The 25,728-nt window shown below is 74.5% G+C and carries 26 protein-coding genes and 1 riboswitch; of the genes, 10 read left to right on the top strand and 16 right to left on the bottom strand.

Going from position 1 to position 25,728, the window contains the following annotated elements; genetic code table 11:
* Positions 1-397 precede the first annotated feature (397 nt).
* Positions 398-1,891, top strand: coding sequence for a phytoene desaturase family protein (locus tag ACIBAI_RS09160; RefSeq protein ID WP_399032387.1), 1,494 nt, complete (start codon positions 398-400; stop codon positions 1,889-1,891).
* A 55-nt stretch (positions 1,892-1,946) separates the two neighbouring features.
* Here ACIBAI_RS09160 and ACIBAI_RS09155 read toward each other — a convergent pair whose 3' ends face one another.
* From ACIBAI_RS09155 to ACIBAI_RS09130, 6 genes are all read right to left on the bottom strand, one after another.
* Complete coding sequence (locus tag ACIBAI_RS09155) at positions 1,947-2,924, bottom strand: hypothetical protein (protein WP_399032385.1); 978 nt, start codon at positions 2,922-2,924, stop codon at positions 1,947-1,949.
* Positions 2,925-2,980: 56 nt separating this feature from the next.
* Positions 2,981-3,904, bottom strand: coding sequence for a methylenetetrahydrofolate reductase [NAD(P)H] (metF, locus tag ACIBAI_RS09150; RefSeq protein ID WP_399032383.1), 924 nt, complete (start codon positions 3,902-3,904; stop codon positions 2,981-2,983).
* Positions 3,905-4,040: 136 nt separating this feature from the next.
* The gene (gene thiE, locus ACIBAI_RS09145) at positions 4,041-4,709 is read right to left on the bottom strand and encodes a thiamine phosphate synthase (protein ID WP_399032382.1); all 669 of its coding nucleotides are present in this window, start codon (positions 4,707-4,709) and stop codon (positions 4,041-4,043) included.
* Between the two features lie 274 nt (positions 4,710-4,983).
* Positions 4,984-5,349, bottom strand: a complete 366-nt coding sequence (locus tag ACIBAI_RS09140) for an Rv2175c family DNA-binding protein (RefSeq protein WP_344609007.1) — start codon at positions 5,347-5,349, stop codon at positions 4,984-4,986.
* 65 nt (positions 5,350-5,414) lie between these two features.
* Positions 5,415-6,644 carry an NAD(P)/FAD-dependent oxidoreductase gene (locus tag ACIBAI_RS09135; RefSeq protein ID WP_399032380.1) on the bottom strand — a complete coding sequence of 410 codons (1,230 nt, stop codon included), beginning with the start codon at positions 6,642-6,644 and terminating at the stop codon, positions 5,415-5,417.
* A 32-nt stretch (positions 6,645-6,676) separates the two neighbouring features.
* Complete coding sequence (locus tag ACIBAI_RS09130) at positions 6,677-7,027, bottom strand: hypothetical protein (RefSeq protein WP_344609003.1); 351 nt, start codon at positions 7,025-7,027, stop codon at positions 6,677-6,679.
* Between the two features lie 52 nt (positions 7,028-7,079).
* Positions 7,080-7,191, top strand: a riboswitch (TPP riboswitch).
* Between ACIBAI_RS09130 and thiO the strand changes: the two genes are divergently transcribed.
* The 5 genes from thiO to ACIBAI_RS09105 all read left to right on the top strand — a co-directional run bounded on the left by thiO (position 7,189) and on the right by ACIBAI_RS09105 (position 12,272).
* The gene (gene thiO / locus ACIBAI_RS09125) at positions 7,189-8,352 is read left to right on the top strand and encodes a glycine oxidase ThiO (protein ID WP_399032377.1); all 1,164 of its coding nucleotides are present in this window, start codon (positions 7,189-7,191) and stop codon (positions 8,350-8,352) included. Its footprint overlaps the riboswitch before it by 3 nt.
* Entirely contained in the window at positions 8,349-8,549 is a 201-nt protein-coding gene (gene thiS, locus ACIBAI_RS09120) for a sulfur carrier protein ThiS (protein WP_344608999.1), read from the top strand. Before thiO ends, thiS begins: the two co-directional genes overlap by 4 nt.
* Positions 8,550-8,552: 3 nt before the next feature.
* A complete protein-coding gene (locus ACIBAI_RS09115; protein WP_399032374.1) occupies positions 8,553-9,350 on the top strand; it encodes a thiazole synthase in 798 nt (265 codons plus the stop codon).
* A gap of 86 nt (positions 9,351-9,436) precedes the next feature.
* Positions 9,437-11,350 (top strand): Stk1 family PASTA domain-containing Ser/Thr kinase, encoded by a 1,914-nt coding sequence (gene pknB / locus ACIBAI_RS09110; protein ID WP_399032372.1) that lies wholly within the window; start codon positions 9,437-9,439, stop codon positions 11,348-11,350.
* A gap of 34 nt (positions 11,351-11,384) precedes the next feature.
* Positions 11,385-12,272, top strand: a complete 888-nt coding sequence (locus ACIBAI_RS09105) for a deoxyribonuclease IV (protein WP_399032370.1) — start codon at positions 11,385-11,387, stop codon at positions 12,270-12,272.
* A 100-nt stretch (positions 12,273-12,372) separates the two neighbouring features.
* On the opposite strand, the gene ACIBAI_RS09100 is transcribed toward ACIBAI_RS09105, so the two are convergent.
* On the bottom strand, positions 12,373-13,020 hold the full coding sequence (locus ACIBAI_RS09100; protein ID WP_399032368.1) for a sulfite oxidase-like oxidoreductase: 648 nt from the start codon (positions 13,018-13,020) through the stop codon (positions 12,373-12,375).
* Between the two features lie 170 nt (positions 13,021-13,190).
* Here ACIBAI_RS09100 and bfr point away from each other — a divergent pair, with 170 nt between their 5' ends.
* Positions 13,191-13,676 (top strand): bacterioferritin, encoded by a 486-nt coding sequence (gene bfr, locus ACIBAI_RS09095; protein WP_399032366.1) that lies wholly within the window; start codon positions 13,191-13,193, stop codon positions 13,674-13,676.
* Here the strand turns inward: bfr and ACIBAI_RS09090 are convergent.
* Positions 13,673-13,909 carry a (2Fe-2S)-binding protein gene (locus tag ACIBAI_RS09090; protein WP_344608987.1) on the bottom strand — a complete coding sequence of 79 codons (237 nt, stop codon included), beginning with the start codon at positions 13,907-13,909 and terminating at the stop codon, positions 13,673-13,675. The genes bfr and ACIBAI_RS09090 overlap by 4 nt on opposite strands.
* 148 nt (positions 13,910-14,057) lie before the next feature.
* Positions 14,058-15,410 (bottom strand): class II 3-deoxy-7-phosphoheptulonate synthase, encoded by a 1,353-nt coding sequence (locus ACIBAI_RS09085; protein ID WP_399032364.1) that lies wholly within the window; start codon positions 15,408-15,410, stop codon positions 14,058-14,060.
* Positions 15,411-15,707: 297 nt separating this feature from the next.
* On the opposite strand from ACIBAI_RS09085, the gene ACIBAI_RS09080 reads away from it, so the two are divergent.
* Positions 15,708-17,588, top strand: coding sequence for an anthranilate synthase family protein (locus ACIBAI_RS09080; RefSeq protein ID WP_399032362.1), 1,881 nt, complete (start codon positions 15,708-15,710; stop codon positions 17,586-17,588).
* On the opposite strand, the gene ACIBAI_RS09075 is transcribed toward ACIBAI_RS09080, so the two are convergent.
* From ACIBAI_RS09075 to ACIBAI_RS09060, 4 genes are all read right to left on the bottom strand, one after another.
* A complete protein-coding gene (locus ACIBAI_RS09075; protein WP_399032360.1) occupies positions 17,540-18,535 on the bottom strand; it encodes a 2-hydroxyacid dehydrogenase in 996 nt (331 codons plus the stop codon). The two genes, ACIBAI_RS09080 and ACIBAI_RS09075, sit on opposite strands and share 49 nt — an antisense overlap.
* Positions 18,536-18,846: 311 nt before the next feature.
* The gene (locus ACIBAI_RS09070) at positions 18,847-19,536 is read right to left on the bottom strand and encodes a response regulator (protein WP_399032358.1); all 690 of its coding nucleotides are present in this window, start codon (positions 19,534-19,536) and stop codon (positions 18,847-18,849) included.
* Entirely contained in the window at positions 19,533-20,768 is a 1,236-nt protein-coding gene (gene macS / locus ACIBAI_RS09065) for a MacS family sensor histidine kinase (RefSeq protein ID WP_399032356.1), read from the bottom strand. The genes ACIBAI_RS09070 and macS overlap by 4 nt, the downstream gene beginning before the upstream one ends.
* Before the next feature lie 45 nt (positions 20,769-20,813).
* A complete protein-coding gene (locus tag ACIBAI_RS09060) occupies positions 20,814-21,581 on the bottom strand; it encodes a lysophospholipid acyltransferase family protein (protein WP_399032888.1) in 768 nt (255 codons plus the stop codon).
* 207 nt (positions 21,582-21,788) lie between these two features.
* Here ACIBAI_RS09060 and ACIBAI_RS09055 point away from each other — a divergent pair, with 207 nt between their 5' ends.
* Together ACIBAI_RS09055 and ACIBAI_RS09050 are read left to right on the top strand one after the other, a co-directional pair.
* Positions 21,789-22,568 carry an alpha/beta hydrolase gene (locus ACIBAI_RS09055; RefSeq protein WP_399032354.1) on the top strand — a complete coding sequence of 260 codons (780 nt, stop codon included), beginning with the start codon at positions 21,789-21,791 and terminating at the stop codon, positions 22,566-22,568.
* Complete coding sequence (locus ACIBAI_RS09050; RefSeq protein ID WP_399032353.1) at positions 22,561-23,184, top strand: hypothetical protein; 624 nt, start codon at positions 22,561-22,563, stop codon at positions 23,182-23,184. Before ACIBAI_RS09055 ends, ACIBAI_RS09050 begins: the two co-directional genes overlap by 8 nt.
* Here ACIBAI_RS09050 and ACIBAI_RS09045 read toward each other — a convergent pair.
* The 3 genes from ACIBAI_RS09045 to ACIBAI_RS09035 form a co-directional block, all read right to left on the bottom strand.
* Complete coding sequence (locus tag ACIBAI_RS09045) at positions 23,181-23,954, bottom strand: endonuclease/exonuclease/phosphatase family protein (protein WP_399032351.1); 774 nt, start codon at positions 23,952-23,954, stop codon at positions 23,181-23,183. The two genes, ACIBAI_RS09050 and ACIBAI_RS09045, sit on opposite strands and share 4 nt — an antisense overlap.
* Before the next feature lie 67 nt (positions 23,955-24,021).
* Positions 24,022-24,975: an ROK family glucokinase gene (locus ACIBAI_RS09040; RefSeq protein WP_344608646.1), complete on the bottom strand. Its 954-nt coding sequence runs from the start codon at positions 24,973-24,975 to the stop codon at positions 24,022-24,024.
* 209 nt (positions 24,976-25,184) lie between these two features.
* Positions 25,185-25,682: a DUF5304 domain-containing protein gene (locus ACIBAI_RS09035; RefSeq protein ID WP_399032348.1), complete on the bottom strand. Its 498-nt coding sequence runs from the start codon at positions 25,680-25,682 to the stop codon at positions 25,185-25,187.
* Between the last annotated feature and the right edge of the window lie 46 nt (positions 25,683-25,728).

Below are 25,728 nucleotides of genomic sequence, written 5' to 3'. Positions count from 1 at the left end.
CTCCCCCGTACGTTCCCCCCGTACGTTCCCCCGTTGGATCCCCCGTTCGCGGTCGTCCCCCGGGTTCCCCCGTGCCTCGCTCCCGCCGACACCGGCCGGCGGAAGGAGCGGATCGCGGGCCCGGACCGTTCCGGCGCCCCGTGTCGCCGGTACCGGAGCCGTGCCCCTCTCCGTGCCTCCACTCTCTCGTTCCGGCGGGTCCGGCCCCATCCGCGCGCGTACTCATCTCCGTGCCTAGGTACGGGTACTCAGGGCTGCGCACCCGCCCCCAGGGGGCCGGCCCGCCCTCTGGGGGCGACGACGCCCGCGCCCGTACTCCCCCCTCCGGTCCGCGAAGCGGCGCCCCCGCACCGGCCCGCGGACCGGAGGGCCGGTGGTGGCCGATAAAGTCCCTGGCATGGCACGGATTGCGGTGATCGGCGCCGGGATGGGCGCGATGGCGGCCGCGGCCCGGCTGGCCGTGGCGGGCCACCGGGTGGCGGTGTACGAGCGGACGCAGACGTACGGCGGGGCCGTGCGCCGCGTCGAGCGGGACGGCTTCTCCTTCGACACCGGACCCGGGCTGCTGCCGCTGCCCGCGGTCTGGCGCGATCTGTTCGTCAAGACGGGCAAGGAGCCGCTGGAGGCGTGCGTCGAGCTGGTCCAGGTCGACCCGTCGGCGCGGCACGTGTTCGCGGACGGCACCGAGGCCGCGCTGCCGAACGCCTCGCGCGCGGGCGTGGTCGCGGCGCTGGACGAGGCGCTCGGCTCCGGCACCGGCCGGCGCTGGGGCGACTTCCTGGTCCGGGCCCGCGACGCCTGGGACCGCACGCGCCGGCCGCTGCTGGAGGAGCCGCTGTGGCCGAACTGGCAGGTGCTGGCCGAGCGCGAGCCCTACCCCGCGGTCCCCCACAAGCGGCTGCTGCGCACCCGCCGGGCCGGCACGCTCGCCGAGGTCGGCGCGTGGGAACTGCGCGATCCCCGGCTCGCCGCCCTCCTGGAGAGCCACGCGCTCGCGCACGGCCTGGATCCCCGCACCACCCCCGCCAGCGCGGCGGTGCTGCCCTACATGGAGCACGTCTTCGGCACCTGGTACGTCCGCGGCGGCCTGCGGGAGCTGGCGCGGGCGGTGTACGAGCGGTGCACGGCCCGGAAGGTCGAGTTCCATTTCGGCGCCGAGGTCACCGGGGTGCTGGAGAAGGACGGCCGGGCGGCGGGGGTCGAGCTGGCCGGCGGGACGGAGGCGGAGGCGGACCTCGTGGTCGCCGGTGTCGCGCCGGGCGTGCTGGACCGGCTCGTCCGGGGCGCGGCGGTGCGCGGGGACGGCGAGGTCCCGGCCCGGCGCGGGACGGCGAGCCGGCTGACGGTGCTGCTGGCGCTGCGCGGCGGCCGTCCCGCGGGGACGGCGCACCGCACGGTGGTGCACGCGGCGGACCGGGAGGCGGAGCTGGAGTCCCTGTTCGGCCCCGCCGCGGGCGCGGCCGCGCGGCCCACGGTCACCGTCCTGCGGCCCGACGACCCCGGGCTGGTCCCGGACTCCGGCCACGAGGCGGTGACGCTCACGTCGGTGGTGCCCGCGGGGGCGCGGATCCCCGGCCGGTACGCCGAGGAGCTGATCGCGGTCGCCGAACGCGCGATACCCGGCCTGCGCGACCGCGTCCTGTGGCACGAGGTGCGCACCCCGGCCGACATCGCGGAGGCGACCGGCGCGGAGGGCGGGGCGGTGCCGGCGCCCGCGCTGGCGGCGGGCGCCGGGCGGCTGCTGCATCCGTCGAACAGCACGCGCGTGGCCGGCCTGTTCACCGTCGGCGGCTGGTCGCATCCCGGCGGCGGTCTTCCGCACGCCGGGATGTCGGGCGCGCTGGTCGCCGGGCTGATCGTGGAGGGACCGGACTTCCGCGGCTCGCAGTGAGCGGAGTGGCTCCGGGCCCGCGGGGGCCCGGTCGCCCCGGAACCGGTACCGCCCGTCAGAACCGGTACTGCTCGCCGAAGCCGCCGTGTCCCTGTCCCTGGTGGCCCTCGCCCTGGTACGGGTAGGGCTGCTCCGGCGGGAGCTCGCCGCCGTAGGGCTCGTCGGTGCTGCGCTGCTGCGGGACCCACACACCGCCCGCGGGGGTCTCGCCGCCGTACGAGCCGGCGGGGTACGGGTCCTGGCCGTAGCCCTGCCCGTGCTGCTGCGGGTCGCCGTAGGCGGGGTCCTGGGAACCGTCGCCGTAGGCGTGGGTGCCGGCGTACGGGTCGGCGTAGGCGGCGTACTGCTGCCGGTCGGTGGCGCCGTAGTCGTAGCCCTGCTGGTCGTAGCCGGTGTAGCCGTCGTAGGGGTAGGCCGCCGGGTCGGCGCCCGGGGCGGCCGTGGCGTACTGGTCCTGGTCCGCGCCCGTGTGCGAAGGGTCGCCGTGGACGCCGTAGGAGCCGGTGTCGTCCGGGAAGGGCTGCGGCTCGTACACGGCGGTGGTCTCGGCCGCCGTGGGCGCGACGGGGCGCGCCGGGGTGAACACGTCGTCGTGGTCGAAGTCGTCGTCCCGGCCGTGGCCCACGCCGTCCCGGTGCCGGCCGGCACCGTCGTCGCGGCCGCCGTCGTCGTGGCCGTCCCCGTCGTGGCCGCCGTCGGCCGCTTCGAGACCGGTGACCTCCAGGGTCGGCTTCCGGCGGCCCCGCTCGCCCCGGCGGCGCCTGCTGCCGGTCAGGCCCGGGGCGGACACCGCCCAGCCGGACGCGAAGCCGCGGCGGAACGACAGCGTGACGTAGGTCTGGCCGACCGCGAAGGCGGCCGCGCCCAGCCCGATGACGACGACGGACGGGATCAGCACACCGACCACGACACCGAGGAAGCCGACGAAGGCGAGCAGCCGCCAGCGCAGACGCGCCTTGTACTGCAGCAGCACCTCGCCGAGCAGCCACAACGCGACGATGCCGAACGCGATGTAGAGGACCGTCCAGCCCATGTACGCCCCTCTCCCAGTGGCCGCTACGCAGTGTGTCGTACGCCGCCGCGGCCGGTCTAGGCCCGCGGCGGGTGGTGCAGGCCCAGGTTCTCGTAGATTTCCAGCGTCGCCGTGGAGTTGTTGAGCGTGATGAAGTGCAGTCCGGGCACTCCCTCGGCCAGCAGCCGGGCGCAGAACTCCGTGGCGAACTCGATCCCGATCGAGCGTACAGCCGCCGGATCGTCTTTCGCTGTGAGGATCCGCTCTTTCAGGGCGGCCGGGAACGAGGCGTTGCTGAGCTTCGGCAGCCGTTCCAGCATCTTCACACTGGTGACCGGCATGACCTCGGGGATCACCGGGGTCTCGCAGCCGGCCGCGGCGACCTTGTCGCGCAGGCGCAGGTACGACTCGGGGTGGAAGAACATCTGCGTGATCGCGTAGTCGGCGCCCGCCCGGCACTTGTCGACGAAGTGGGCCACGTCCGTGTCCCAGTCGGCGGAGCGCGGGTGCATCTCCGGGAAGGCCGCCACGCCGACGCAGAAGTCGCCCGACTCCTTGATGAGGCGGACCAGCTCGGCGGCGTACGTCAGGCCCTGCGGGTGCGGGACCCACTCGCCCATCGGGTCGCCCGGCGGGTCGCCGCGCACGGCCAGCATGTTGCGGATCCCGGCGTCGGCGTACTGGCCGATGATGTTGCGCAGCTCGGCTACGGAGTGGTCGACCGCGGTGAGGTGGGCGACCGGGGTGAGGGTGGTGTCGGAGACGATCTGCTCGGTCGCCCGCACCGTGCCCTCGCGCGTGGAGCCGCCCGCACCGTACGTCACGGAGACGAAGCTCGGCGCCACGGCCTCGACCCTGCGGAGGGCGTTCCACAGGTTGCGCTCGCCCTTCTCCGTCTTCGGGGCCCAGAATTCGAACGAGTACGTCGTCTTGCCGGTCGCGAGCATGTCGCGCACGGTGCGTGCGCGATCAGTCCTGGTGGATGCGGTTCCGAGGGCCATAGGGGCAGGTTAGCCAGGGGGCGCCGGTCCCCCAACCGGACGAAGGGGATTCGCCCGTTTTGCCGTCCGGTTGTCCACTCCTTGGACAAACGCGGAAGCCATCGGCGCCCCGGCCGCCCGGGCCCCCGAGGGGCCCCTACGCCTGCCGCAGCCGCTCGGCGAACTCCGCGGCCGCCGCCCCCGGGTCGTCCGCCTCCGTGATCGCGCGGACGACGACGACCCGGCGGGCGCCCGCTTCGAGCACCTCGTCCAGGTTGCCGAGGTCGATGCCGCCGATGGCGAACCAGGGGCGGTCGGTGGCCAGGGCGGCGGCGTACCGGACCAGGCCGAGGCCGGGCGCGGGGCGGCCGGGCTTGGTGGGGGTGGGCCAGCAGGGGCCGGTGCAGAAGTAGTCCACGCCCTCCTGGACGGCGGCCGCGGCGGCCTCGGACTCGGTGTGCGTGGAGCGGCCTATCAGGATGTCGTCGCCGAGGACGGCACGGGCCGCGGGGACCGGCAGGTCGCCCTGGCCGAGGTGCAGGACGGCGGGGCCCTGCGGGTGCGCGGCGCGGGCGGCGTGGGCGACGTCCGCGCGGTCGTTGACCGCGAGGAGCCTGCCGTGCCGGGCGCAGGCGTCGGCGAAGATCCGCAGGTGCTCCAGTTCCTCCGCCGCCTCCATGCCCTTGTCGCGCAGCTGCACGATGTCGACGCCGCCGGCCAGGACCGCGTCGAGGAACTCGGGCAGGTCGCCCTGGCGCCTGCGGGCGTCCGTGCAGAGATAGAGCCGGGCGTCGGCGAGCCGGGCGCGGGCGGCGGTGTCGGACATGCGGGTGTCCCCCTCGGTGGCGTGTCGGGACGCCCCCGGGCCGGGGGCGTTCTGTCGGGGCGCCCCTTGGCAGGGCGTGCTGCCGGAGCGTCCCCGTCGTCGGCGCACGGGCCGCGTCCCGTGCCGCCGGGCGCACGGGCCGCGGCCCCCGCCGCCGCCGACGGCGCGCGGGAGCCTCCCCCGGATGCCGGCGGCGTACGGACCCGGCGGCCGCGGCGCGGCCGGCCCCGGCCCGTGCGCCGCACCGCGGCGCCGGGCGTGCCGGACGGTCGGGTCAGACGGCGAGCGCCTGGGCGCGGCGCTTCACCTCCGTGCCGCGATTCTCGCTCAGCGCCTGCGCGGGGGTGCCGGGCAGGGTCGGGTCGGGCGTGAAGAGCCACTCCAGCATCTCTTCGACCGTGAAGCCGTCGTCCCGCAGCAGCGTCAGGGTGCCGGCCAGGCCCTTGACGACCTTGTCCCCGTCGATGAAGGCCGCGGGGACGTGCAGCGCGCGGTTCTCACCCCGGCGTACGGCGATGAGCTGGCCCTCCTTGACCAGCTGCCGCACCCGCGTCACCTCGACGCCGAGCTTTTCGGCGATGTCGGGAAGGGTGAGCCAGGCGGGGACGAGAGCATCGATCTTTGCGTCAATCTCGGTCACGGAACCTAGCCTGCCATCCCGCGCCGACAGTCGGAAACCGAAGCCGCCCCGCCCGGGCCGACGGGCTATTCCGCCGCCGCCTTCAGCGGTCTGGCCGGGTCCGTCAGCAGGTCCGGGTCCACGGGGGTGCCCGCCTCGATCAGACGCCGCCCCTGGGCCAGGTCCCGGGGCCGGCCCACCGCGAGCACGGCGACCAGGCGGCCCTCGCGCAGCCAGCAGACGGTCCAGGCGGGACCGGACGGGTCACCGCGCCACAGGGTCGCGTCGGCCGCGGCGTGGTGCCCGGCGTACTGCACGAAGCGGCCGAACTGCTCGGACCAGAAGTACGGCACCGGATCGTAGACCGCGGGGGCCTCGCCGACGATGTTCGCGGCGACCGTGCGCGGGCCCTGGAGGGCGTTGTCCCAGTGGTGGACCAGCAGCCGCTCGCCGTACCGCCGCGAGGGGAAGGAGGCGCAGTCGCCGACCGCGTACACGTCCGGCACGCGGGTGCGCAGCCGGTCGTCGGCCACCACCTCGCCGTGCGCGCCGAGCTCGATCCCGGAGCCGGCGAGCCAGGCCGTGGCGGGCCGGGCGCCGATGCCGACGACGACGGCGCCCGCGGGCAGCCGCGAGCCGTCGTCGAGGACCACCGTGCCGGGCTCGACCCGCGCCACGCGCGCGCGGGTGCGCAGAACGGCGCCGGCGTCGGCGTACCAGGCGGCCATCGGCGCCGCCACCTCGGCGGGCAGCGCGCCCGCGAGCGGCCGGTCGGCGGCCTCCACGACGGTCACCGCGCAGCCCGCCTCGCGCGCGGCGGTGGCGAACTCCGCGCCGATCCAGCCGGCCCCGACGACCACGACGTCGTGCTGCCGGGCGAGCACCGGCCGCAGCCGCTCGGCGTCGTCCAGGGTGCGCAGCAGGTGCACGCCGGGGACGTCCCGCGCGCCCGGCAGCCGGACGGGTTCGGCGCCGGTGGCGACCACCAGGACGTCGTACGGCACGGGCCCGGCGGCGGTGTCCAGGGCGTGGTCGCCGAGGCGGACGCCCAGCACCTCGCACCCCAGGCGCAGTTCGATGCCGAGCGCCTCGAAGTCGACGTCGAAGGCCGAGCCCTCGGCCTTGCCCAGCAGGACGGCCTTGGACAGCGGGGGCCGGTCGTAGGGCTGGTGGGGCTCCGCGCCGATCAGCGTCACGGCTCCGGTGAAGCCCTGCTCGCGCAGGGCGACCGCGGTCTGTACGCCCGCCATGCCCGCGCCCGCGACGACCACGCGCCGCGGCGTGGCCCCTCCCCGTTCCTGCGTCTGCTCGCTCACCCGATCACCATAGACAACTGACGGACTGTCAGTCAGCCGCCGTGCTCGGCGACCTGCTCCACCACGCTCGTCCCGCCGCCCCGCTGCGACTCCCACCGCCACGTCTCCTCCAGCCGCACCCGCCCGTCGGGCAGGTCGACGACGGCCGACGCGCAGTGCCCGGACGAGGTCGTCCCGTCCCGCTTCAGCTGCACGTACCGGAAGTCGAGCCGGTCCCCGGCGCGCGTGCCCACCAGATACCCGCGCACGACGTCGCCGCCCGCGTACTCGGCCCAGACCTCGCCGTCCCGCTCGTGGTAGGTGAACCGGGTGCGGGTTCCCACCTGGCCCGGCGCCTGGTCGGCGACGGGGGCGAGGACGAGTCCGTCGAGGGATCGGGCCACGGGCTGAGGCTCCCTTACGAGGTGCGAGCGGCGGAGGCTAGGGTGGCCACCGTAAAGCACTCGCGGGAGCCCGGACGCACCGGGCTGAGAGGGAGGCTGGCGGCCTCCGACCGTACGAACCTGATCCGGGTCATGCCGGCGAAGGGAGGGGCTGGACGCCCATGTCGCCTACGCGTACGCCAGACGTCCTCGTCGTGGGAGGCGGGATCATCGGCCTGGTCACGGCGTGGCGGGCCGCACAGCGGGGCCTGGCCACGGCCGTGGTCGATCCCGCGCCGGGCGGCGGAGCCGCGCAGGTGGCGGCCGGGATGCTGGCCGCCGTCACGGAACTGCACTACGGCGAGCAGACCCTGCTCGCCCTCAACCTCGCCTCGGCCCGCCGCTACCCGGACTTCGCGGCCGAGCTCACCGGCCTGACCGGTCACGACCTCGGGTACCGCCGGTGCGGCACGCTCGCCGTCGCGCTGGACGCCGACGACCGCGCCCACCTGCGCGACCTGCACCTCCTGCAGCGGCAGTCCGGGCTGGACTCCGAGTGGCTGTCGGGGCGCGAGTGCCGGCGCCTGGAGCCGATGCTCGCGCCGGGCGTGCGCGGCGGGCTGCGGGTGGCCGACGACCACCAGGTCGACCCGCGGCGCCTGGCCCGGGCGCTGGTGGTCGCGTGCGAGCGGGCCGGCGTGGTCTTCCACCGGGTGCGGGCCGAGCGGCTCGTCGTCGTCCGGGACCGGGCCACGGGTGTCGTCACCGCCGACGGCGGTGAGCTGGGCGCCGGGCGGGTGGTCCTGGCCGCGGGCAGCCTCAGCGGACGGCTGGCGGGCGTGCCGGACCGCGTCCTGCCGCCCGTGCGGCCCGTGAAGGGGCAGGTGCTGCGGCTGGCCATGCCCGGGGACCGGCCGCCGCTGCTGAGCCGGACCGTGCGCGCGGTGGTGCGCGGCGGCAGCGTCTACCTGGTGCCGCGGGAGAGCGGCGAGCTCGTCGTCGGGGCGACCAGCGAGGAACTGGGCTGGGACACCACGGTCACCGCGGGCGGGGTGTACGAGCTGCTGCGCGACGCCCACGAGCTGGTGCCGGGGATCACCGAGCTGCCGCTGACGGAGACCCGGGCCGGGCTGCGCCCCGGCTCCCCGGACAACGCGCCGCTGCTCGGCCCGACCGAGCTGGAGGGGCTGGTGCTGGCCACCGGCCACTACCGCAACGGCGTGCTGCTCACCCCGGTCACCGGCGACGTCATGGCGCACGTCCTGACCACGGGCGGCCTCCCGGACGTGGCCGCCCCCTTCACCCCGAAGCGTTTCAGCACCGCACCCACGGAGCAGCCCGCATGAAGATCTCGGTCAACGGGGAGCCGCGCGAGGTGGCTCCCGGCACGCCCCTCGACGCCCTGGTGCGCACCCTCACCCGGGCGCCCTCCGGGGTGGCGGCCGCCCTCAACGAAACCGTCGTCCCGCGCGCCCAGTGGCCGTCCACCGCCCTGGCCGAGGGCGACCGCGTGGAAGTCCTCACCGCCGTCCAAGGAGGCTGAACCATGGCCGACGACCCCCTCGTCCTCGGCGGCACGTCCTTCACGTCCCGCCTGATCATGGGTACCGGCGGAGCGCCCAGCCTGGAGGTGCTGGAGCGGGCGCTGATCGCCTCCGGGACCGAGCTGACCACGGTCGCGATGCGGCGCGTGAACCCCGGCGTGCACGGCTCGGTGCTGTCCGTGCTGGACCGGCTCGGCATCCGGGTGCTGCCGAACACGGCCGGTTGCTTCACCGCCGGTGAGGCCGTCCTGACCGCCCGGCTCGCCCGGGAGGCGCTCGGCACCGACCTGGTCAAGCTGGAGGTCATCGCCGACGAGCGGACCCTGCTGCCGGACCCGATCGAACTGCTGGAGGCCGCCGAGACGCTGGTCGACGACGGGTTCACGGTCCTGCCGTACACCAACGACGACCCCGTCCTCGCGCGGAAGCTGGAGGACGTGGGGTGCGCCGCGATCATGCCGCTGGGCTCGCCCATCGGCTCCGGCCTCGGCATCCGCAACCCGCACAACTTCCAGCTGATCGTGGAGCACGCGCGCGTGCCGGTGATCCTGGACGCGGGGGCCGGTACGGCGTCGGACGCGGCGCTGGCGATGGAGCTGGGGTGCGCGGGTGTGATGCTCGCCTCGGCGGTGACGCGGGCGCAGGAGCCGGTGCTGATGGCGGAGGCCATGAAGCACGCGGTGGAGGCGGGGCGGCTGGCCCGGCGGGCCGGGCGCATCCCGCGCCGTCACTTCGCGGAGGCGTCCTCGCCGGTGGAGGGCCGCGCGCACCTGGACCCCGAGCGCCCCGCGTTCCGCTAGGCCCGGCCGTCACGGCTTTGCCGCGGTCCCGCCCCGGCCCCCCGCGGCGGGGCGGGACCGCGGCGGCGGCTCGTACACTCGCCTGCGTGGACACGACCCTTCAGGACCCTCTGGTCGGGCAGGTGCTCGACGGCCGGTACCGCGTCGACGCGCGGATCGCGGTCGGCGGGATGGCCACGGTCTACCGGGCCGTGGACACCCGTCTGGACCGCGTCCTCGCGCTCAAGGTGATGCACCCGACGCTCGCGGCCGACGGCTCCTTCGTCGAGCGGTTCATCCGCGAGGCGAAGTCGGTGGCCCGGCTCGCCCACCCCAACGTGGTGCAGGTCTTCGACCAGGGCACCGACGGGGCGTACGTCTACCTCGCGATGGAGTACGTGGCCGGCTGCACCCTGCGGGACGTGCTGCGCGGGCGCGGGGCGCTGCAGCCGCGGGCCGCGCTGGACATCCTGGAGCCGGTGCTGGCCGCGCTCGGCGCCGCGCACCGCGCCGGGTTCGTGCACCGCGACATGAAGCCGGAGAACGTCCTGATCGGGGACGACGGCCGGGTCAAGGTCGCCGACTTCGGCCTGGTACGGGCCGTGGACACCGTCACCCGCACCACCGGTGCCGTGCTCGGCACCGTCTCGTACCTCGCGCCCGAGCAGATCGAGCACGGCACGGCCGATCCGCGGGTCGACGTGTACGCGTGCGGCGTCGTCCTGCACGAGATGCTGACCGGCGCCCGGCCGCACGACGGGGACTCCCCCGCCCAGGTGCTCTACCGGCGCCTCCACGAGGACGTGCCGCCGCCCTCGGCCGCCGTGCCCGGGCTGCCGTACGAGCTGGACGACCTGGTGGCGTCGGCCACCGCGCGCGACCCCGGGGCCCGGCCGCACGACGCGGTGGCGCTGCTGGCCGAGGCCCGCCGGGCGCGCGGCGCGCTCAGCCCGGACCAGCTGGACGCGGTGCCGCCGCAGGCGCTCGCCGCGGAGCACGACAACGCCGAGGACCGTACGAGCGTCATCCCGCGGGCGCTGACCCCGCCGGTGGACCCGGCGGCCGGCGACGGCGCCGTGCACCGCACCAGCCGTCTGCCGGCCCCGCCCCCGCCGTTCCCGCGGCGCCGCCCGGCCGTCCGGCGCGGTCCGGCGGCGATCGTCGTCGCCGTGCTGCTCGTGCTCGGGCTCGGCACGGGCGTCTGGTACATCAACTCCGGCCAGTTCACCGAGGTGCCGCCGCTGCTGGAGAAGACCGAGGCGCAGGCCCGGGACCGGCTGGAGCGGGCCGGCCTGGAGGTCGGCGCGGTGGAGCACGCCCACAGCGACACGGTCGAGCGCGGCACGGTCATCAGCACCGATCCGAAGCCGGGCGCCCGCATCCGCAGCAACGACTCCGTGACCCTCACCGTCTCCGACGGCCCGCGGACCGTGCTCCTGCCCGACGTGCGGGGCTACCGGCTGGACCGGGCGCGGGCGGTGCTCGAGGAGGAGGGGCTGGAGCCGGGCATGGTGACCCGGGCGTTCAGCGACAGCGTCCCCAAGGGCTTCGTGGTCTCCACCGGCCCGGAGACGGGCACGAAGGTGCGCGCGGGCTCGGCGGTGGCGCTCACCGTCAGCAAGGGCGGCCCGGTGGACGTGCCCGACGTCGCCGGCCGGGACCCGGACGACGCGCGGGCCGAGCTGGAGGGGGCCGGCCTGAAGGTGAGGATCGCCGCCGGCCGGATCACCTCCGAGTACGACAAGGGGCGGGTCGCCCGGCAGAGCCCGGGGGACGGCGCACGGGTCGCCGAGGGCGACACGGTGACGCTGACGCTGTCCAAGGGCCCGGAGATGGTGGAGGTCCCGGACGTGGTCGGGGACCGCGCCGACGACGCCAGGCGGAAGCTGGAGGCGGCCGGTTTCCGGGTCGAGGAGGACCGCGGCCTGCTCGGGCTGTTCGGCGACACCGTCAAGGGCCAGTCCGTGGACGGCGGCGACACGGCCCCGAAGGGGTCGACGGTCACCCTCGAGATCCGCTGACGGGATTCCTCCGGACGCGTGACACCCTGGACGGGTGACACGTCAGCACCACCGCACTCCCCGTCCGCCCCGCAACCCCGTCGGCAGCCACGTCCCGGTGGCCGGCGGCCTGCACTCCGTCGGCCTGGCCTACGCCCGTGACCTGGGGGCCGAGGCGGTGCAGGTCTTCGTCGCCAATCCGCGCGGCTGGGCCACGCCGGCCGGCAACCCGAAGCAGGACGAGGCGTTCCGCGCGGCGTGCGCGGCCGCGGCGATCCCGGCGTACGTGCACGCCCCGTACCTGATCAACTTCGGCTCGCACACCGAGGCGACGGTGGAGCGGTCGGTGGAGTCGCTGCGGCACTCGCTCAGGCGCGGCCGGGAGATCGGCGCGCTCGGCGTGGTCGTGCACACCGGCAGCGCGACCGGCGGCCGGGAGCGGCCGGTGGCGCTGCGGCAGGTGCGGGAGCGGCTGCTGCCGCTGCTCGACGAGCTCACCGAGGACGACGACCCCCATCTGCTGCTGGAGTCGACGGCCGGGCAGGGCGCCTCCCTGTGTTCGCGGACCTGGGACTTCGCGCCGTACTTCGAGGCGCTGGACGCCCATCCGAAGCTGGGCGTGTGCCTGGACACCTGCCATGTCTTCGCCGCCGGGCACGACCTGTCCGAGCCCGGCGGCATGCACCGGACGCTGGATCTGCTGGTGGACACCGTGGGCGAGGGCCGGCTGAAGCTGATCCACGCCAACGACTCCAAGGACGTGGCCGGCGCCCACAAGGACCGGCACGAGAACATCGGCGCCGGCCACATCGGCGAGGACCCGTTCCGCGCGCTGACCACCCACCCCGCCACCGAGGGCGTACCGCTGATCATCGAGACGCCCGGCGGCAGGGAGGGGCACGCGGCGGACGTGGAGAAGCTGAAGAAGCTGCGCGCCGGGTAGCCGCCGGAGGGCACCGGCGGGCGGACGGGACGCCGCACGGGGTACGCCGTCACCGCCGGGGGCGCACCGGTCCCGCCGCCGGGCGGCGCGGGCGCCGGGGTCAGAGCTCGGGGCCCTCCCCGGGCTCCTCCTGGTAGGAGTAGCGCTGCTCCTTCCACGGGTCGCCGATGTTGTGGTAGCCGCGCTCCTCCCAGAAGCCGCGGCGGTCGGCGGTCATGTACTCCACGCCGCGGACCCATTTGGGCCCCTTCCAGGCGTAGAGGTGGGGGACGATCAGGCGCAGCGGGAAGCCGTGCTCGGCGGTGAGCAGCTCGCCGTCCTTGTGGGTGGCGAAGATCGTGCGCTCCGACGCGAAGTCGGACAGGCGGAGGTTGGAGCTGAAGCCGTACTCGGCCCACACCATCACATGGGTGACGGTCGGCGCGGGCGGGACGAGGTCCAGGATCGTCCGGGCCGGAACGCCGCCCCACTCCGCGCCGAGCATGCTGAACTTCGTCACGCAGTGCAGATCGGCCACGACGGTGGTGTACGGCAGGGCGGTGAACTCCGCGTGCGTCCAGGAGCGCTTCCCGCCGTCGGCGGTGGCGCCGAAGACCCGGAACTCCCAGCGCTCGGGCCGGAACCTGGGCACCGGGCCGTAGTGCGTGACGGGCCAGCCCCGCTGCACCCGCTGCCCCGGCGGCAGCCCGGGCCGCGCCGCTCCTCCCGCATCGCGCTCCTCCGACTCGCGCTCCACCGGCTGACCCATGACTCCATCCTGACAGACCACGAGAAATGCACACGACGCGGGCCCATCCCGATCAGGGCAAAAGGCGTCGAGTATGGACTTCCTTACTAAGTGCGGACTTACTGGAAGATCTTCGGCGCCGGTGCCATCATTCGGCGCAACCTGCCTTTTCCGCGGAAGGAGCCTCTGCGATGCAGGGCGATCCCCAGGTCATCGAATTCCTCAACGAGCAGCTGACCGCCGAGCTGACCGCCATCAACCAGTACTTCCTGCACGCCAAGATGCAGGAGAACTTCGGCTGGTACCGGCTCGCCAAGTACACCCGGCGCGAGTCGTTCGACGAGATGAAGCACGCCGAGGTGCTCACCGAGCGCATCCTCTTCCTGGAGGGGCTGCCGAACTACCAGCGCCTGTTCCACGTACGGGTGGGGCAGAGCGTCCGGGAGATGTTCGAGGCCGACCGGCAGATCGAGGTGGAGGCGATCGACCGGCTCCGGCGCGGCGTCAAGGTGATGCGGGACAAGGGCGACATCACGTCGGCGAACATCTTCGAGGTGATCCTCGCCGACGAGGAGCACCACATCGACTATCTGGACACCCAGCTGGAACTGCTGGACAAGCTCGGCGAGGCCCTCTACATCGCCCAGCTCGTCGAGCAGCCGGACGGCCACTCCTAGGCGGCGGCCTCTTCGAGGTCCGGGAGCGCCGGCCCGCCCTGGTCGGCGAGTTCCCGACGCGGGCACGCGCCCCTGCCGAGGAGCGCCTGGATGCGGCGCACGCACGACCCGCAGTCCGTGCCCGCCTTGCAGGCCGAGGCTATCTGGCGCGGAGTGCAGGCGCCGTTCTCCGCGTGCTGCTTGATCTGCTGCTCGGTGACGCCGAAGCAGCTGCAGACGTACACGCGGTTCACCTCCCGCCGGGATCGATATGTGGTGCCGCCCCGACTGTTCGGTGAGGCAAACCTAACCTTACTGGTCCCTCCGGTCCCGTGAAAGCGGGAGGGGCGCGGATCGTATGTGATCCGCGCCCCAGGAACGCTCCCGTGCCAGGCCGGCCCGTTACTGGTCCCGGTACATCTCCGCCACCAGGAAGGCCAGGTCGAGCGACTGGCTGCGGTTCAGGCGGGGGTCGCAGGCGGTCTCGTAGCGCTGGTGCAGATCGTCGACGAAGATCTCGTCGCCGCCGCCCACGCACTCGGTGACGTCGTCACCGGTCAGCTCCACATGGATGCCGCCCGGGTGGGTGCCGAGCGCCTTGTGCACCTCGAAGAAGCCCTTGACCTCGTCCAGCACGTCGTCGAAACGGCGGGTCTTGTGCCCGGAGGCCGCCTCGAAGGTGTTGCCGTGCATCGGGTCGGTCACCCACGCCACCGCCGCGCCCGACGCGGTGACCTTCTCCACCAGCTCGGGCAGCTTGTCGCGGATCTTGTCCGCGCCCATCCGCACGATGAACGTCAGCCGGCCCGGCTCACGCTCCGGGTCCAGGCGCTCGATGTACTGCAGCGCCTCCTCGGCCGTCGTCGTCGGGCCGAGCTTGATGCCGATCGGGTTGCGGATCCGCGAGGCGAACTCGATGTGCGCGTGGTCCAGCTGCCGGGTGCGCTCCCCGATCCACACCATGTGCGCCGAGACGTCGTACAGCTGCCCGGTGCGGGAGTCGACACGGGTCAGCGCCGACTCGTAGTCGAGCAGCAGCGCCTCGTGCGAGGAGTAGAACTCGACCGTCTTGAACTCCTCCGGGTCCGCCCCGCAGGCGTGCATGAAGTTCAGCGCGTTGTCGATCTCGCGGGCGAGCTGTTCGTAGCGCTGCCCGGACGGCGAGGACTTCACGAAGTCCTGGTTCCAGGCGTGCACCTGGCGCAGGTCGGCGTAGCCGCCCGTGGTGAAGGCCCGCACCAGGTTCAGCGTGGACGCCGAGGCGTGGTACATGCGCTTGAGCCGCTCCGGGTCCGGGATCCGGGCCTCCGGCGTGAACTCGAAGCCGTTGACCGAGTCGCCCCGGTAGACCGGCAGGGTCACGCCGTCGCGGGTCTCGGTCGGCTTGGAGCGCGGCTTGGAGTACTGGCCGGCGATCCGGCCGACCTTCACGACCGGCACCGAGGCGGCGTACGTCAGCACGGCGCCCATCTGGAGCAGGGTCTTGAGCTTGTTGCGGATGTGATCGGCGGACACCGCGTCGAACGCCTCGGCGCAGTCGCCGCCCTGGAGGAGGAACGCCTCTCCCTTGGCGACGGCCGCCATCCGGGCGCGCAGCTGGTCGCACTCGCCCGCGAAGACGAGCGGCGGATACGACTCGAGGTCCGCGATCACCTTGCGCAGAGCCTCGGGGTCGGGGTACTCGGGCTGCTGCGCCGCGGGCAGGTCTCGCCAGGTGTTGCCAGCGCCGGGGCTGGTCTTAGCGTTCACGGTCACACCGTAAACATTACGGGGTCGTGTCGGGTGATTTTCGGTCGGTTCGACTGGTGAGACGAGGCCGCTCCCGCACGGACCGCCGCGCCGCGGGCCCATGGGGTAGGGTGCCTGCCATGTTCGCGCTTACGCACCAGACCTGGTGGTGGACCGCTTCCCCGGCGGCCCACTGACTGCGCGTACGCAAGACTTCGCGAAGGCCGCCCGAGGGGCGGCCTTCGGCGTTCTCCGCCCGGGCCGTTCCTCCCGATCCCGATCCCCGAGCCGCGTCTCGGCCCCGACATCGACGGAAGAGGAACCATGAACCTGGCCCGCCTCACGCACGACGACCGCCCCTTCGCCCTGCTGCGCCGCCGCACCCCCGGCCACGACCACGACGTGGTCGAGGTGCTGCTCGGCCCGGTCGTGGTCCGCGACCGCCTCGCCGACCTGCCCGACGAGGCCCTCGCCCTGGTCCCCTTCCGGCAGATCCGCGAACGCGGCTTCGACGTGATCGACGACGGCACGCCCCTGCTGGCGCTGCTGCCCGAGGAGCGGTGCGCCGTCCCGCTCGCGGACGCGCTGGCCCAGCTCCCCGGGCACGCGGTCCGCGTGGAGGACGGCGGCTTCGACGTGACCGACGAGGAGTACGCCGGGATCGTCGGCCGGGTGCTGCGGGAGGAGATCGGACGGGGCGAGGGCGCGAACTTCGTGATCCGGCGGACCTACCGGGGCCGGATCCCGGGGTTCGGGCGAGCCGACGCGCTGGCGCTGTTCCGGCGGCTGCTGGAGGGCGAGCGGGGCGCGTACTGGACGTTCCTGGTGCACACCGGCGACCGCGTCCTGGTCGGGGCGAGCCCCGAGGTGCACGTGCGGATGTCCGGCGGGACGGTCGTCATGAACCCGATCAGCGGGACGTACCGGTACCCCGCCGGGGGCCCCACCCCGGAGCACCTGCTCGGGTTCCTCGCCGACGGCAAGGAGATCGAGGAGCTGTCGATGGTCGTCGACGAGGAGCTCAAGATGATGTGCACGGTCGGCGACCGGGGCGGGGTGGTCGTCGGGCCGCGGCTGAGGGAGATGGCGCACCTGGCGCACACCGAGTACGAACTGCGCGGGAAGTCCTCGCTGGACGTGCGGGAGGTCCTGCGGGAGACCATGTTCGCGGCGACCGTGACCGGCTCGCCCGTGCAGAACGCCTGCCGGGTCATCGAACGGCACGAGGCCGGGGGGCGCGGCTACTACGCCGGCGCCCTGGCGCTGCTGGGCAGGGACGCGGGCGGCGCCCAGACCCTCGACTCCCCCATCCTGATCCGCACCGCCGACATCGACGCGGCCGGGCGGCTGCGGGTGCCGGTCGGCGCCACGCTGGTCCGCGGCTCGGACCCGGCCGGCGAGGTCGCGGAGACGCACGCGAAGGCGGCCGGGGTGCTGGCCGCGCTGGGCGTCCGCGCGCAGCGGCCGCGGCAGGAGGCCGCGGGGCCGAAGCTGGCCGACGACCCGCGGGTGCGGGCCGCGCTGGACGGGCGCCGGGCCGCGCTCGCGCCGTTCTGGCTGCGGATGCAGGAACCGTCGGACGCGCTGTCCGGCCACGTGCTCGTCGTCGACGGGGAGGACACCTTCACGGCGATGCTGGCGCACGTGCTGCGCTCGTCCGGGCCGGCCGTCACCGTCCGGCGCTACGACGAGCCGGGACTGCGGCGGGCGGTCCTCGCGCACGACGGGCCCGTGGTGCTGGGCCCCGGCCCCGGCGATCCGGGTGATGCGGCCGACCCCAAGATGCGGTTCCTGCGGCAGCTGGCCGCCGAGGTGATCCGGGAGCACCCGCACGGCGTCCTCGGCGTCTGCCTCGGACACGAGCTGATCGCGGCCGAGCTGGGGCTGGACATCGTCCGCAAGGAGGTGCCGTACCAGGGCGCGCAGACGGTGATCGACCTGTTCGGGCGGACGGAGACCGTCGGCTTCTACAACAGCTTCGTGGCGCACTGCGACGACGAGGCCCGCGCCGAGCTGGCCGCGCACGGTGTGGAGGTCAGCCGGAGCTCGACCGGCGAGGTGCACGCCCTGCGCGGGCCGGGCTTCGCCGGGGTGCAGTTCCACCCGGAGTCGGTGCTGACGCTGAACGGTGCCGCGATCGTGCGGGAGCTGGTCGGTCAGCTGCGCGGCACCAGCACGTTCCCGGAGCGCCGGCCGGCCCGGTAGTCGAGGACGTTGCGCACCGTGGTCTCGACGATCTGGCCGACGGCCTCCTGGGTGTAGTACGCCTGGTGGGAGGTGACCAGGACGTTCGGGAAGGTGACGAGGCGGGCCAGGGTGTCGTCCTCGACGGCCTCCAGGGACCGGTCGAGGAAGAACAGCCCGGCCTCCGCCTCGTACACGTCCAGGCCGACGCCCGTGAAGCGGCCCGCGCGCAGCTCGTGGACGAGGGCGGCGGTGTCGACGAGGCCGCCACGGCTGGAGTTGACCAGGATCGCGTCGTCCCGCATCAGCTTCAGGGCGTCGGCGTCGATGAGGTGCAGGGTCTCAGGCATCAGCGGGACGTGCAGGGTGACCAGGTCGGACTCGGCCAGCAGCTGCTCCTTGGGCACGTACCGCATGCCGAGCTCCACGCAGGCGGGGTTCTCGGCGATGTCCCAGCCGAGCAGCCGCATGCCGAACCCGTGGGCGATCCGGGCGAACGCCTCGCCGATCTTTCCGGTGCCGAGGACGCCGGCGGTGCGGCCGTGCATGTCGCGGCCCATCAGCCCGTCGAGGCGGAAGTCGAAGTCGCGGGTGCGGGTGGAGGCGCGCACGATGCGGCGGTCGACGGCCAGGGCGAGGGCCCAGGCGAACTCGGCCACCGCGTACGGCGAGTAGGACGTCACCCGGGCCACCGTCAGGCCGAGGCGCTCGGCCACCGCGAGGTCGACGTTGTTGAAGCCGGTGGAGCGCTGGGCCACCATCCGGGTGCCCCCGGCCGCCAGGATCTCCAGGACGCGCGCGCCGAGGTCGGCGTTGACGCTGGTGGAGACGATCTCGTGGCCGGCGGCGATGCGGGCGGTGTCCTCGGTGAGGAAGACGTCCAGGCAGCGCACCTCGCCGTGCCCCCGGAAGGCCTCCTCGATCAGCGGCTTCTCGTCGGCCTGGACACCGAACGCCAGGATCTCCACGGGGCCCTCCGGGGTGCGCCGGAACGTCTGGTACCGGCGAATATACGGGGGCGGGGCGGGGCCCGCTTCCCCGGCACGGCCGCCCCGGGGCCGCCCGCCGCCCCCTCGGCCGCGGAAGACGCCGGCCTCCCCGTGCCGGCCGGGGCCGGCCGTCCTCGGCCGCGCCGTGGCCCGTGCGGCCGGGACGCGGACGGCGTCCGTGCCGCGCGGGGCGGCCGCCGCGCCGAGGCCGCCGCGGACGCGGGCGGCGGGGCGGCGGCCGAAGGCGCCGGGATGCCGCCGCGGGGCGGGCCGCCGCGCGGCGGCCGGGCTCACGCGTCGTCGAGTCCGCGCTCTATCGCGTACCGGACCAGCTCCACGCGGTTGTGCAGCTGGAGCTTGCCCAGGGTGTTCTGGACGTGGTTCTGCACCGTGCGATGGGAGATGACGAGGCGTTCGGCGATCTGCTTGTAGCTCAGGCCCTTGGCGACCAGGCGCAGCACCTCGGTCTCCCGCTCGGTCAGGCGGGGCGCCTTGGGCTCGTCGGCGCCGGGCGCGGGGGCCGGTTCGGAGGCGAGGCGGCGGTACTCGCCGAGGACCAGGCCGGCCAGGCCCGGGGTGAACACCGGGTCGCCGGCCGCCGTGCGGCGCACCGCGTCCAGCAGGTCCTGGGTGGAGGCCGACTTCAGCAGGTAGCCGGTCGCGCCCGACTTCACCGCCTCCAGGACGTCGGCGTGCTCCCCGCTCGCGGACAGCACCAGGACGCGCAGCGCCGGGTCGGCGGCGACGACCTCCTTGCAGACCTGGACGCCGGGCTTGCCGGGCAGGTTGAGGTCGAGCACGAGGACGTGGGGCGCGGCGGCCTTGGCCCGGCGCACGGCCTGGTCGCCGTCGCCGGCGGTGGCGACCACGTCGAAGCCGTTCTCGGCCAGGTCGCGGGCGACGGCGTCGCGCCACATGGGGTGGTCGTCGACCACCATGACCCTGATCGGGTCCGGCCGGTCCTGAGTGGTCCTGGTCATCGCTGCTCCGCCTTCCCCCGTACGTCCTCGGCGCCCCTGGGCACCCTCAGTTCGACTTCCGTGCCCTGCCCGGGCACCGAGATCAGCTCCGCGCTGCCGCCGAGGTCGCGCAGCCGTCCCCGGATCGACAGCGCCACCCCGAGCCGCCCCTCGCCCTCGGCCTGGGCGAGCCGTCCCTCGGGGATGCCGGGACCGTCGTCCCGTACGGTGACGATCACCTCGTCCGGCTCGTCCTCGACCAGGATCCACGCGCGCGCGTGCTCCCCGGCGTGCCTGCGGACGTTGTCCAGCGCGGCCCCGACGGCGGCGGCCACCTCCCGCGCGGCGAGCGGCGGCAGCGGCACCGGGGCCCCGGGCTCGGCCAGGCTGACCCGCGCGCCGGCGTACGGGGCGAGCAGCGCGCGCAGGTCGACGGGACCGTCCTCGCCGCCGGGGCCGTCGGGCTCCTCGACGGCCCCGCCGGCGGCTCCCCCGGCGGTGTCCCCGGAGGTCCTGGGGACGGGCACCAGCCCGCCGGAGACCAGCGTGCGCAGCGCCACCTCCTGCTCGCCGGCCAGCCGCCCCAGCTCGGCCGCCTCGCCGCCGATGACGGCGCCGCGCCGCTGCACCATGGCCAGCACCTGCAGCACGCCGTCGTGGATGTCCCGGGCGAGCCGCTCCCGCTCCCGCGTCGCGGCCTCGATCTCCAGGGCGCGGGCGAGGGTGCGCTCGGAGGCGCGGGCGACCTCGACGACGTAGCCGATGGCGATGGAGGCGACCCAGACCAGGATGACGTTGTGGACGGTGTCGCGGGCGGGGCTGCCGCGTTCGACCAGGTTGGCGACGGCGACGAGGGTGGAGGCGAGGGCCGCCCAGCGCCAGCCGCCCTTGATCGCGAAGGCCAGGACCGAGCCGGCCGTCCAGATCGACGGCAGTGTCGGCCCGCCCCCCTGGATGCGCTCGGGCGCGTCGGCGAGCGGGGTGAGCAGGATGCCGGCGAGCGCGACGGCGAGGTCGGCGGTGAGGAACCGCCTGGTGCAGCTCGCCGCGTTCGCGACCCTGGGGAGGGTGGCAAGGGTCCACACGGACAGCACGGCGAAGTAGGCGACGGCGATCCAGGGGCGGACGAACTCGTCGTGCGCGGTGGCGAACAGGCCGATCGCGTACACCGTCGCGAGCAGCCGGTAGGCGGTGAGCGCACGCCACAGCGGCTGCTCGACCGACATCCTCATGACTCTTTCACGCCTGGCCACGTCCCACCCCCGAACCCGCGAGCCCGTCCAGGGCTCGAACGGCCGCTATCCGGCCCGTCCCCTGCGTTCTTTCCCCGCCTGTTCCTTCTCCGCCCGCGCGAGCGCGGCCTTCGCCGCCCTGCCCGCCTCCTTCTCGGCCTTCGCCGCCTCCGCGAGCTGCCGCTTCATGGCGGTCGCGTACATGTCGACGTACTCCTGGCCGGAGAGCTTCATGATCTCGTACATGACCTCGTCGGTCACCGCGCGGAGCACGAAGCGGTCGTGCTCCATGCCCTGGTAGCGGCTGAAGTCCAGCGGCCTGCCGATGCGGATGCCGGGCCGCATCAGCTTGGGGACGACCTTCCCGGGCGGCTGGATCTTCTCGGTGTCGATCATGGCGACGGGGATGACGGGCGCTCCGGTGGCGAGCGCCACGCGCGCGAGGCCGCCGGGCTTGCCGCGGTACAGCCGCCCGTCGGGCGACCGCGTGCCCTCCGGGTAGATGCCGAACAGCTCGCCCCGCTCCAGGACCTCGATGCCGCTCCTGATGGCGGCCTCGCCCGCGCCGCGCGCGCCGGAGCGGTCCACCGGGAGCTGGCCGACCCCCTTGAAGAACGCGGCGGTCAGCCGGCCCTTGACGCCGGGCGTGGTGAAGTACTCGGCCTTGGCGATGAAGGTCACCTTGCGGTCGAGGACGGCGGGCAGGAAGAACGAGTCGGAGAACGACAGGTGATTGCTCGCCAGGATCGCCGGGCCCTCGGCGGGAACGTTCTCCAGGCCCTCCACCCAGGGCCGGAAGGCGAGCTTCAGCGGACCCCCGATGGTGACCTTCATCGCGCCGTACAACAACCGAGTGCCTCCTGTGTCTGTAGATCAGACCTTAACCCGGCACACCGCCGAAGGCTTCGACGGCCCTGGTCGGTGGCGGTGCGGTCGCGTACGGTGAAGTACCTGCAGGCACGCCCGCGGACGCGTCCGCGAACGTGCCCGCCGACGACGTGCCAGCCCCTTCAGGACCCTTCACGAACAGGAGACCGAGACGTGCCGGTCCTCCCCGGAGCCGAGCCGTTCCGCCACGAGGGCGGGGAGGTCGGCGTCCTCCTCTGCCACGGCTTCACCGGTTCCCCGCAGTCGCTGCGGCCCTGGGCCCAGTACCTCGCCGAGCACGGCCTGACCGTCGCCCTGCCCCTGCTGCCCGGGCACGGCACGCGCTGGGAGGACATGCAGCTCACCGGCTGGCAGGACTGGTACGCGGAGGTGGACCGCGAACTGCGCGCCCTGCGCGCGCGCTGCACGCGGGTGTTCGTGGCCGGGCTGTCCATGGGCGGCGCCCTGGCCCTGCGGCTGGCCGCCCGGCACGGGGACGCGGTCGCCGGCGTCGTGGTCGTCAACCCGGCGAACAAGGTGCACGGCCTGTCCGCGTACGCCCTTCCGCTGGCCCGCCACGTCGTCCGTACGTCGAAGGGGATCGCCAGCGACATCGCCAAGCCGTCGAGCCGGGAGATCGGCTACGACCGGGTGCCGCTGCACGCGGCGCACTCGCTGCGGGCCTTCTTCCGGATCGTCGACCGGGAGCTGCCGCGGGTCACCCAGCCGCTGCTGCTGCTGCGCAGCCCGCAGGACCACGTGGTGCCGCCGGCCGACTCGGCCCGCGTCCTCGGCCGGGTGTCGTCGACGGACGTGCGGGAGGTCCTGCTGGAACAGAGCTATCACGTGGCGACGTTGGACCATGACGCGGACCGGATCTTCGAGGAGAGCCTCGCTTTCATCGGCCGGCTCGCCCCCAGTCTCGGCAAGGAAGGGACGGCCACAGGTGGCTGAGCACGACTCCGAGCGCGAGGACCGCGAGCCGGACGAGCGGGGCGTCCCGCTCGACGAGGAGGCCGCCTGGGCGGCGATCGTCGCCGGGTACGGCGAGGAGCCGCCGGACCCGCCCGGCGCCAAGCCGTTCAAGTCCGTGGAGGACCTGGCGCTGCTGGAGGCCGGGACGAACGACGAGCCCTCCGGGACTTCCGGCGCCCTCGGGGACGGCACGGCGGTCAAGGACGACGGGGACGGCGAGGACGGCGGGGGCGACCGGCCCGCCGCGGCCCGGCCGCTGGGCGGCTCGGTCGCCTTCGCGCCCGGCGTCGGCCCGCGCGACTACACCGTGCCCGAGCCCTCCGAGGAGGACTTCGCCGCCGACGACGAGGGCCACTTCGTCCCGCCGGAGCCGCCGCCGCTGCCCGAGGCCGACGCCACCGCCAAGTTCGCCTGGCTCGGGGTGCTCGGCGGGCCGGTCCTGCTCCTGCTGGCGGTGCTGTTCGGCTGGGACATGACGTGGTGGCTGGCCACGCTCGGCATCGGCGGCTTCCTCGGCGGGTTCGCGACGCTGGTGATGCGCATGAGGACGGACGACGAGGACGACGACGACCCGGGACGGGGCGCCGTCGTCTAGCGCGCGGGCGCCTGTGCCGCGGGGACCCTGAGGGCGGCCAGGACCGGCAGGTGGTCCGTGGCCGCCCTCAGGTCGCTCCCGGTCACCCCGGGGTGCTCCAGGGGCACCCCGCAGCCGAGCACCTCGACGCCCTGCGTGACGAAGAGCGCGTCGATGCGGCGGCGGGGATCGTCCGACGCCCAGGTGTACTCGCCGCCCCACGCCGCCTCGGTCCGGCAGTCCCGCAGGTGCGCGGCCAGCCGGCCGAAGGTGGGGCCGTCCGGCTGCTCGTTCAGGTCGCCGCCCGCGACCGCGTGCTCCACGCCCAGCGCGGCGAGCCGGTCCAGGAGCATGCCGCCCTGCGCGTACCGCTCCTCGCGGTCCAGGCTCAGATGGCAGCCGACGACACCGAGCCGGGCGCCCCCGAAGCGGACGACGGCGGTGGCGAGGCCGCGCCGTTCCCGTCCCGGGGTGCGCGGCAGCAGGACGTCCTCGGTGCGTTCGACGGTGGCGCGCAGCGAGCACAGCAGGGCCGGGCCGGCGGCCGTGGCGCCTCCGGTGAGGACCACCAGTCCGGACGCCGCCGCGAGCCGGGCGAGCTTCTTGCGCCAGCGGAAGAAGCGGGGGGCCTCCTGCACGAGCACCAGGTCCGGGGCGCAGGCGGCGATCACCCGGGCCAGGGCGGCCGGGTCGTCGCGCATCGAGCGGATGTTGTAGCTGAGGACCCGGACGACGGCGGAACCGTCGGGTTCGGTACGGGAGTTGGGGAGCAGCGGGGTCGCGTTCACCATAGGGGTCAAGATACGCCGGTGCCCGCCGCTCCCCGGGGAAGCGACGGGCACCGTCCGCCGGTGCGTCTCACATGATCGGGTCCGGCTCCCGGGCCAGGTCCGCCGCGCCGACCAGGCCGGCCTTGTTGCCGAGCTCGGCGGCGCGGACCTCGGCGACCGGGCGCCAGTTGCCGCCGACCAGCCAGCGCTTGTAGGACTTGCGGATCGGGCCGAGGACCAGTTCGCCCTCGTCGGAGAGGCCGCCGCCGACGATGAAGGCGGACGGGTCGAACAGGGAGGCCAGGTCGGCCAGGCCCGCGCCGACCCAGCGGGCCAGCTCGCGGTAGGAGTCGACGGCCACCCGGTCGCCCTGGCGGGCGGCCATGGAGATGTGCTTGCCCTCGATGCCGTCCGGGGTGCCGTCGCCGAGGCCGAGCAGGATCTCGGCGTTCTCGGGGGTGGCGTTGGCGCGCTGTTTGGCGTACCGCACGAGGGCGCGGCCGGAGGCGTACTGCTCCCAGCAGCCCTGCGAGCCGCAGCCGCACAGCAGGCCGTCCGGCACCATGCGGATGTGGCCGAACTCGGCGGCCACGCCGAAGTGGCCGCGGCGCAGCTTGTTGCCGATGATGATGCCGCCGCCCAGGCCGGTGCCGAGGGTGATGCAGATGACGTTGCGGTGGCCCTTGCCGGCCCCGAACCTGTACTCGCCCCAGGCGGCCGCGTTGGCGTCGTTCTCGACGACGACGGGGAGGCCCACGCGGGCCTCGACCTTCTCCTTCAGCGGCTCCTGGCGCCAGTCGATGTTGGGCGCGAAGTAGACCGTCGAGCGCTGGCGGTTGACGTACCCGGCGGCACCGATGCCCACGCCGACGATGTCGTGCCCCGCGCGCGCACCCTCCACCGCCGAGGCGATGGCGTCCACGATGGCCTCGGGCGTGGTGGGGGTCGGCACCTTGTGGGTCGAGAGGATGTTGCCTTCCTCGTCGACCACGCCGGCCGCGATCTTCGTGCCGCCGATGTCGACGCCGATGGTGAGTCCCATGAATCCCTCAGTTTCGGTCGAGCCCCGCTACGGCCAACCGTACCCGAGGCCCTGCCGTAGGGGTCCCGTCGTCCGCCCGGTGAGCGGGTCCGGCGGCGGCGACGGGGCCCGTCCCGCGGGTCGGGAGGGGCCGGGGGCCCGGGGATCCCGGGGGCGCGCACCGGGCGTCGCCCGGCGGGCGGAAGCCCGGGGGCGGTCCCCGGGGGCCGTCAGTCCAGGTCGATGTGTTGCCCGGGGCCGGTGCCCTCGCCGCGGTCGCGGGGTTCGCCGAGGTCCTCGGCCGGGTCGTCGGCGCGGCCGGTCCAGCGCCGCTCCTGGGCCTGGACGGCCGAGCGGTAGGCGGCGAGCAGTTCGCCGCCGGCCGCGGCCAGGTGGTCGAAGACGTCCGGGTTGCGTTCGATGACGGGTTCGACGGCGGCCTTGGCCTGCTGGACCACCTGCCGCACCATCTGCTGGGCGGCCGGTCCGGCGACCGCCCCCAGCAGCGGGGACTGCAGGTCGGACAGCTTGTCCGCGACGGCGTCGACGAGCTTGCGCAGTTCCTCGGCCGCCGAGCCCGGGGGCGGCCCGTACCGGGCGCGGCGGCGGTCCTGCTCCGCCTCCAGGTCCTCGGCGCAGGCCGTCGCCCAGGCGTCGGCGTCGGTCACCGGCACCTCGTCCGCGGCCTCGCGCGCACCGGTTTCGGGCGGAGGGAGCTCTTCGCTCATGACGGACTCCTGACTACGGTTCGTCCCTACGACGTTACCCGAACGG

The organism is Streptomyces sp. NPDC051041, assembly GCF_044456065.1.
GTDB classification, from domain to species: domain Bacteria; phylum Actinomycetota; class Actinomycetes; order Streptomycetales; family Streptomycetaceae; genus Streptomyces; species Streptomyces glaucus.
The sequence above is the reverse complement of the archived record's forward strand: the minus strand, read 5'-3'. Positions and strand labels throughout refer to the sequence as shown.

Excerpts from the sequence above, each read along its gene's own strand:
- ACIBAI_RS09160 (WP_399032387.1), top strand. The coding sequence starts at position 398 with ATGGCACGGATTGCGGTGATCGGCGCCGGGATGGGCGCGATGGCGGCC.
- ACIBAI_RS09155 (WP_399032385.1), bottom strand. The coding sequence starts at position 2,924 with ATGGGCTGGACGGTCCTCTACATCGCGTTCGGCATCGTCGCGTTGTGG.
- metF (WP_399032383.1), bottom strand. The coding sequence starts at position 3,904 with ATGGCCCTCGGAACCGCATCCACCAGGACTGATCGCGCACGCACCGTG.
- thiE (WP_399032382.1), bottom strand. The coding sequence starts at position 4,709 with ATGTCCGACACCGCCGCCCGCGCCCGGCTCGCCGACGCCCGGCTCTAT.
- thiO (WP_399032377.1), top strand. The coding sequence starts at position 7,189 with ATGTCGCCTACGCGTACGCCAGACGTCCTCGTCGTGGGAGGCGGGATC.
- thiS (WP_344608999.1), top strand. The coding sequence starts at position 8,349 with ATGAAGATCTCGGTCAACGGGGAGCCGCGCGAGGTGGCTCCCGGCACG.
- ACIBAI_RS09115 (WP_399032374.1), top strand. The coding sequence starts at position 8,553 with ATGGCCGACGACCCCCTCGTCCTCGGCGGCACGTCCTTCACGTCCCGC.
- ACIBAI_RS09100 (WP_399032368.1), bottom strand. The coding sequence starts at position 13,020 with ATGGGTCAGCCGGTGGAGCGCGAGTCGGAGGAGCGCGATGCGGGAGGA.
- bfr (WP_399032366.1), top strand. The coding sequence starts at position 13,191 with ATGCAGGGCGATCCCCAGGTCATCGAATTCCTCAACGAGCAGCTGACC.
- ACIBAI_RS09080 (WP_399032362.1), top strand. The coding sequence starts at position 15,708 with ATGAACCTGGCCCGCCTCACGCACGACGACCGCCCCTTCGCCCTGCTG.
- ACIBAI_RS09070 (WP_399032358.1), bottom strand. The coding sequence starts at position 19,536 with ATGACCAGGACCACTCAGGACCGGCCGGACCCGATCAGGGTCATGGTG.
- ACIBAI_RS09060 (WP_399032888.1), bottom strand. The coding sequence starts at position 21,581 with ATGAAGGTCACCATCGGGGGTCCGCTGAAGCTCGCCTTCCGGCCCTGG.
- ACIBAI_RS09045 (WP_399032351.1), bottom strand. The coding sequence starts at position 23,954 with ATGGTGAACGCGACCCCGCTGCTCCCCAACTCCCGTACCGAACCCGAC.
- ACIBAI_RS09040 (WP_344608646.1), bottom strand. The coding sequence starts at position 24,975 with ATGGGACTCACCATCGGCGTCGACATCGGCGGCACGAAGATCGCGGCC.
- ACIBAI_RS09035 (WP_399032348.1), bottom strand. The coding sequence starts at position 25,682 with ATGAGCGAAGAGCTCCCTCCGCCCGAAACCGGTGCGCGCGAGGCCGCG.